The sequence below is a fragment of the Mesorhizobium sp. M7A.F.Ca.US.006.01.1.1 genome (assembly GCF_003997935.1).
Taxonomy (GTDB): Bacteria; Pseudomonadota; Alphaproteobacteria; order Rhizobiales; family Rhizobiaceae; genus Mesorhizobium.
In genome coordinates, this window is sequence record NZ_RZQL01000386.1 from 1 (window position 1) to 4,172 (window position 4,172).

Annotated in this window: 3 protein-coding genes and 1 pseudogene; all 4 read left to right on the forward strand. The window is 62.8% G+C overall.

Translation table 11 applies throughout. The features are described 5' to 3' along the window. Nucleotides 1–792 (forward strand): annotated as a pseudogene (locus tag EN943_RS35435) (cell division protein FtsZ); the annotation flags it as partial. A gap of 280 nt (nt 793–1,072) precedes the next feature. Then, nucleotides 1,073–2,023, forward strand: coding sequence for a UDP-3-O-acyl-N-acetylglucosamine deacetylase (gene lpxC, locus EN943_RS35440; protein ID WP_013530964.1), 951 nt, complete (start codon nt 1,073–1,075; stop codon nt 2,021–2,023). Nucleotides 2,024–2,284: 261 nt separating this feature from the next. After that, nucleotides 2,285–3,154 carry an outer membrane protein assembly factor BamD gene (locus EN943_RS35445; protein ID WP_013530965.1) on the forward strand — a complete coding sequence of 290 codons (870 nt, stop codon included), beginning with the start codon at nt 2,285–2,287 and terminating at the stop codon, nt 3,152–3,154. Nucleotides 3,155–3,273: 119 nt separating this feature from the next. Then, nucleotides 3,274–4,172, forward strand: an 899-nt coding sequence (locus EN943_RS35450; RefSeq protein WP_164778561.1) for an AAA family ATPase, incomplete at its 3' end; no start/stop codon positions are given.

The following is a 4,172-nucleotide window of genomic DNA, read 5'->3' on the forward strand; positions in this document are numbered from 1 at the left end:
ATCCTGGGCGCCACCTTCGACGAGGAACTCGAAGGCGTCATCCGCGTCTCGGTGGTTGCCACCGGCATCGACAAGTCGGCGGCTGAAATCGCCGCTGCGCCGATCTCGATCCGCGCGGCGCCTCCGAAGCCGGTCAGCCGCCCCGCGGCTCAGATCGCGGAGGTTCGTCCGGCGCCTGTCCAGCAGGCGGCATACGAGCCACGCGCTGCCGACCCTGTTGCCGAAGCCATCCAACTGGCTGAAGCAAATGCCGCGGCCATGGCGCAGGCGCGCCCGGCTCCGGTCGCTCACGCAGAAGATTTCCGCCCGCAGAGCAAGATCTTCCAGGCGCCGCCAGCACAGCCGATGCCGCAGCCGGTGGTCCAGCAGATGCAGCCGGCCCCGCAGCCGCGCGAGATGCTGCGCGAAGCCTCGCAGCCGGTTGCGATGGCGCCTCAGCGTATGCCGCGCGTCGAGGACTTTCCGCCGGTCGTCAAGGCCGAGGTGGATGCCAAGAGCCGCCCGATCGATCACGAGAACAACAGCGGACCGATGGGCCTGCTGAAGCGCCTGACCAATGGTCTGACCCGCCGCGAGGAAGAGCCCGCACGACTGCAGCCGGCGCAGCCGCGCGAGCCCAAGCTGCGCCAGGCAGCGCCCGAAGTGCGCCGTCTCGCCAGCCAGGATGCGCAGCTCTATGCGCCGCGCCGTGGCCAGCTCGACGATCAGGGCCGGCTGACGCCGCAGGTGAGGACGACTCAGGAAGACGATCAGCTGGAGATTCCGGCGTTCCTGCGCCGCCAGGCCAACTGATTGGTAAACGGGCTGTAACATTTGTTAACAGGCGAGCGAGGAATCGCTTGCCTGTTAACGTTTTAAATAGTGTTATTTCAACCACTTACAAAGTCGCACCCATTCCAGTTCGCGGTTACACAGAGTAAGAAACCGTGATTTGGAGTCTCCCTGACGGGACATTATCTTCGCTGCCTACCATCATCGGTTGCCGGGATTTCGGGGGAAGTCGCCCTGCCAGCCGATTCACACAAGAGCCGCGCCCTCGGGCTGGAGAAGCGGACCTAGGCATTACGGGCTTATGGGGATTGTCTTGCACGACTATCAGACGACATTGAAGACGCGCGCGTCGCTCACCGGCACCGGCGTCCACAGCGGCAAGGAAGTGTCCATCAGCTTCATGCCGGCGGATGCCGACACCGGCATCGTTTTCCAGCTTTTCAACGGTGCCGAGCAGGGCCGCGAGTTTCGTGCCCTGGTCTCGGAAGTCGGCGCCACCGATCTGTGCACCATGCTTGGTGATCCCGCCGGCGAGCATATCGCCACGGTCGAGCACATCATGGCGGCGCTGTTTGGGCTCGGCATCGATAATGTCGCTGTCGAGATCGATGGTTCCGAGGTTCCGATCTTCGATGGCAGCGCCATGGCGTTCGTCGAAGCCATCGACCAGGCGGGCATCGAGACGCTTTCGGTCAAGCGCCGCTATATCAGGGTCATCAAGCCGGTCCGCATCGAGAACGGCGCCTCGTGGGCGGAGTTTCGGCCCTATGACGGAACCCGTTTCGAGATCGAGATCGACTTCGAAAGTCCGGCGATCGGCCGTCAGCTGTTTGCCTCCGATCTCAACGCCGATATTTTTCGTCGCGACATCGCGCGCGCCCGCACCTTTGGCTTCATGAAGGATGTCGAGCGGCTGTGGGCTGCAGGCTACGCGCTCGGCTCCTCGCTGGAGAACTCGCTGGTCATCGGCGACGACAACCGCGTCATCAATATGGGCGGCCTGCGCTATCCCAACGAATTCGTGCGCCATAAAACGCTGGACGCCATGGGCGACCTGGCGCTGGCCGGCGCCCGCTTCATCGGCTGCTTCCGCTCCTATCGCGGCGGCCACAGAATGAATGCCGCGGCCCTGCGCCGCCTGCTGTCGGACCGCACGGCGTTCGAGATCGTCGAGACGACGCGCCGTGAGCGTGGCCGCAGCGCCGAGATGAACGCCGTCAACGCGCCGCTCTACGCGCCCTGGATGATCTGATTTCCCAGGGTTTTCGGGTTCCATGGGTGATAGAGCATGTTGCAGGAATGCACCACCCGCCAGTGAAATTGTATTGATGTCCGAGCGGCGTCCGGCCGCCACAAAAATGTGCGATTGGCCGGAGATAGCGTTGCCGGGCAAGGCGGTTATGGTTTATGGCTGCTGCCGTCGATAGTGCATGTCGTTCAAAAGTGGGGACCAGTTTTGAAACAATGGCATGCAACTGGCATTGAAATAGCGCCGAAAGGGCGAGATCCAATCATGTTCTTCAAGCGAGTTGGTCAATTGAAAGCACCGCAGAGGGCCGTTTTCCTGGCGCTTTCAGTAGTTGTTCCATCGCTCTTCCTGTCGGCCTGCATGTCGTCGGAGAAAGACATCGACCTGTCGACCTATGTCGACCAGACCGAGCCGGCCGATGTTCTCTACAATCAGGGCCTTGCCAATCTCAATGCCGGGCGCCTGCAGGAGGCGAGCCGCAAGTTCGACGCCGTCGACCGCCAGCATCCCTATTCGGAATGGGCCCGCAAATCGATGGTGATGGGCGCTTTCGCCGACTATCGCCAAGGCAATTACGACGAGGCTATCGGTTCGGCCAAGCGCTATCTCACGCTTTACCCGTCAACCGATGACGCCGCCTATGCGCAGTACATCATCGGTTTGAGCTACTACCGTCAGATCAAGGACGTGACGCAGGACCAGAAGGAAGCGCGTCAGACCGTTCAGACGATGCAGGATCTCGTCACGCGCTGGCCGACATCGGAATATGTCGACGATGCCAAGGAAAAGATCCGCTTTGCCAACGATCAGCTGGCGGGCAAGGAGATGCAGATCGGCCGCTACTATCTCGAGCGCCGCGAATACATCGCCGCCGTCAAGCGCTTCCGCACCGTGGTCGAGAACTATTCCAACACGCGCCATGTCGAGGAGGCGCTCGCCCGCCTGACCGAAAGCTATTACGCGATGGGTCTGACCTCTGAGGCGCAGACCGCCGCCGCCGTGCTCGGCACCAATTACCCCGACAGTTCATGGTACAAGGATTCCTACAAGCTCTTGCAGAGCAATGGGCTTGCACCGCGCGAAAATGCCGGGTCGTGGATATCCAAGGCCGGAAAGATGATCACCGGCGCCTGACGTCTGAGCATCGACTGAAGCGTTCACAGCGCTTTTCGGATTGATCCGGTGCTCAAACAAAAAGATAGTGCGGCGCTGCGACTCCAAATGGTCGCGTGCCGTTCTAGATTTGGGTTCTGATGCTTTCCAGACTGTCGATCCGCGATATCGTCCTGATCGAGAAGCTGGATATCGACTTCCAGCCGGGTCTTTCGGTGCTGACCGGCGAAACCGGTGCCGGCAAATCCATCCTGCTCGATGCCTTGTCGCTGGCGCTCGGAGCGCGCGGCGACGCGTCGCTGGTGCGCCATGGCGCGGCGCAGGGGCAGGTCATCGCCGTCTTCGACGTGCCGCGCAATCATCCGGCACGTACGCTGCTTGCCGACAATGCGATCGAGGATGATGGCGACATCATCCTGCGCCGCCTGCAGACGGCGGACGGCCGCACCCGTGTTTTCGTCAACGATCAGCCTTCAAGCGTCACCCTGATGCGCGACGTCGGGCGTGCGCTGGTCGAGATCCACGGCCAGCATGACGAGCGTGCGCTGGTCGATCCCGGCGCGCACCGCGAGGTGCTCGATGCTTTCGGCGGTCATCTTGGCGCCGTCCGCTCGACGGGCGAGGCATGGCGGCACTGGCGCGCCTGCGAGCAGGAGTTGTCGCGCCACCGCGCCAAGGTGGCGGCGGCCGCGCGCGAGGCCGACTATCTGCGCGCGGCGGTGGCGGAACTGACGAAGCTCGATCCGCAGCCCGGCGAAGAGACCGATCTCGCCGAACTACGGGCGTCGATGATGCGGGCGGAGAAGATCGCTTCCGAAATCCATGATGCGCAGGATGTGCTGTCCGGCCCGTCCTCGCCCTTGCCGCAATTGGCCAGCCTGCTGCGGCGGCTGCAGCGCAAGGTGACGGAGGCGCCCGGCCTGCTCGACGATGTTGTCAAATCGCTCGACGAGGCGATGCTGTCGCTCGACGCCGCGCAATCGGGGGTCGAGGCTGCACTGCGCGCCACCGAATATGATCCGCAGCGGTTGGAGAAGGC